The organism is Pseudonocardia sp. McavD-2-B, assembly GCF_024124365.1.
GTDB classification, from domain to species: Bacteria; Actinomycetota; Actinomycetes; order Mycobacteriales; family Pseudonocardiaceae; genus Pseudonocardia; species Pseudonocardia alni.
This window is the reverse complement of the sequence record NZ_JAMXSG010000449.1, coordinates 1-2,614: the sequence shown is the minus strand read 5'-3', so window position 1 is coordinate 2,614 and position 2,614 is coordinate 1. Positions and strand designations below refer to the sequence as shown.

Below are 2,614 nucleotides of genomic sequence, written 5' to 3'. Positions count from 1 at the left end.
GCCGACGGAGCGGCGGAGGCGTCGGGCGCGGTGGGCGCAGCGGGCGAGGGTGCGGTGGGTGCGGACGGGGCCGCCGCGTCGCAGGCCGGGACGTCGCCCGGCAACCCGGTGAACGCCGTCGCCGGCAGGTACTGGCCGTCGCCGATCCGGACGAACGCGCCGGAGGTGCACTGCACCGGCACCTCGGTGGCGTCGACGGCGATCCCGACCGACTCCGCGCCGGCCTCGGGCCGGGCGAGGATCGGGATGTCCGGGGTGCCCTCGGTGCGGATCGCGGACAGCCGCTGCGACCCGGTCCACAGGTAGTCGACCTGGACCTGCGAGTTGTCCTTCAGGCCGAGGACGTCCCAGAAGATGCCGTCGCCCAGGTCGATGCCCGCCGGGTTGGCGACCCGGCGCCCGAACTGGTCCTTGCCGCCGTTGTGCCCGTTGCGTGCGGCCGCGGCCTGCGGCACGCCCTGGGGCAGGTCCTTCCACATCTCCCGCTGGTTCGACGGGTTCCAGTAGTCGTCCTTGGTGTTCCACGGGCCGATGTCCCAGACCGGGGCGATCGCGCAGCGTCCGTTGGGGGCGCAGACCTTGACCGAGTAGTCGGTCTTGCCGTTGGCCGAGAGCGCCCGGCGCGAGGGCAGCGCGACGAAGCGGTCCCGGTTGACGATCTTGTGGCCGTTCGCGGTGGTGCCGCCGACGAGCCCCTCGCGGGTGGCGAACACCGAGTAGCTGCGCGGAGCGGCCTCGGTGACCGGCTCGCTCTCGGCGCCGGAGCCGTGCGTCGCGGTGAGGGTGAGCTCCCGGACGGTCGGGTCGGCCGCGCCGGTGGCGGTGAGGATCAGGCGTCCCTGCACCTCGGTGACGGCCTCCGGCAGCTCGGTGCGGGAGTCCTGGGCGGGGATCCACTCGGTCCAGCCGCCGCCCGCCCGCTTCCCGCGGACGTCGACCGACGCCGTCGAGCCGGGCGGGGTGTCCGCGACGAGCCGGGAGTCGATCTCCCGGGTCGGGGTGTCCAGGGTGCGCGGCGCGAGGGTCAGCAGCCCGGTCGGGACCACCTCGGCCGGGTCGGCGGAGGACTCCGTGGCCCCCTCGTCGGCCGGGGCCCCGAAGGCCGTCGACCGGTCGAACCGGGCCCCGTCGGGCGAGACGACGACACCGTTGCCGCTGCCCTCGCTCAGCTCCGGCTGCCACGTCGTGCCCGGCTCGTCGGCCATCGCCGGGACCGTGGCGGCGGCACAGAGCGCGCCGGTCGCGGCGAGCAGACCGATGGCCCGCAGCCCGGCCCGCGTGATGCTGCGCATGGACAACCCCCGCTGATCGCTGTGACTCGTGTGACGACGGGGAGCCCTGTGATGGGTGAGGGCTCTGTGCCGCCAGTGGTCGAAGCACACTCGATCTCCGGGGCGGGCGCAACGCACGCTGCGTGAACCAACTCCAAGGTGTGTACACGGATCGGGTGGTGGAGACCGTGACGCAACGCCGTGATCCGACTGCCCACCGTGACCGACAACTCCGCTGGGTGAGCGGTCAGGTGCGGCGCGCCCCCGCCAGGATCTCCGCGACGGCGGTGCGGTCGGGCTTGCCGATCCCGCGCTCGGGCACGGTGTCGGCCCGCAGCAGCAGCCGCGGCACGGCGGCCCGGCCGCACGCCGCGCGGACCGCGGCACACAGAGCGTGATCGTCCGGCGCGGCCCCGGAGGACACCACGAGCGCGGCCACGATCTGGCCCCACTCGTCGTCGGGGAGGCCGACGACGCACGCCGCGCGGACGCCGTCGACCGCCAGGAGCGCCCGCTCCACCGCGGCCGGCGCGACCTTCTCGCCCCCGGTGTTGACGACGTCGTCGACCCGGCCCAGGACGGTCAGCGTCCCGTCCGGTGCGAGCGCGCCGAGGTCCCCGGTCCGGAACCGGCGGACGTCCCCGTCGGACACGAAGGCCTCCGCGGTCGCCTCCGGCGCCCCCAGGTACCCGCCGGCGACGACCGGGCCGCCGAGCACCACCCGTCCGTCGGCCGGGTCGAGGGTGACCTCGACGCCGTCGAGCGGGACCCCGTCGTAGACGCAGCCGCCGCAGGTCTCGCTCATCCCGTAGGTGGTGACCACCCGGATCCCCTCGGCGAGCGCGCGCCCGCGCAGCCGCGGGTCCAGCGCGGCCCCGCCGACGAGCACGGCGTCGTACCCGGCCAGGGCGTACAGCGGGGCACCGCCGTGGTCGAGGATCCGCGCCAGCTGGGTCGGGACGAGGCTGGTGTAGCGGCGGGTGCCGTGCGCCATCCGGCCGGTGGCGCGGGCCAGGCCGTCGGGCCGGAAGCCGTCGCGGACGTCCTGGACCACGCAGGCCGTGTCCGCGAGCAGGGCACGCAGCACCACCTGGACCCCGGCGACGTGCTCGGCGGGCAGCGTGAGCAGCCATGACCCCGGGCCGCCGAGGCGGGCGTGCGTCGCCGTGGCCGAGGCCCGCAGCGCGTCCGCGGTGAGCGCGACGTACTTGGGCTCCCCGGTCGACCCCGAGGTGGCGACGACGGCGGCGAGCCCGTATGGCAGCTCCCCGGCCGCGGCGGCCCGCGCCACCGGCCCGGGCAGCGGATCCGGTCCGGCGGTGTCCGGCCCGGCGTCCCCCGGC

Annotated in this window: 2 protein-coding genes; both read right to left on the bottom strand. The window is 76.1% G+C overall.

Features of this window, described 5'->3' with window-relative positions:
• Positions 1–1,292, bottom strand: a 1,292-nt coding sequence (locus NH602_RS30025; protein ID WP_253069584.1) for a hypothetical protein, incomplete at its 3' end; no start/stop codon positions are given.
• A 226-nt stretch (positions 1,293–1,518) separates the two neighbouring features.
• Positions 1,519–2,614, bottom strand: a 1,096-nt coding sequence (menE, locus tag NH602_RS30020) for an o-succinylbenzoate--CoA ligase (protein ID WP_253069583.1), incomplete at its 5' end; no start/stop codon positions are given.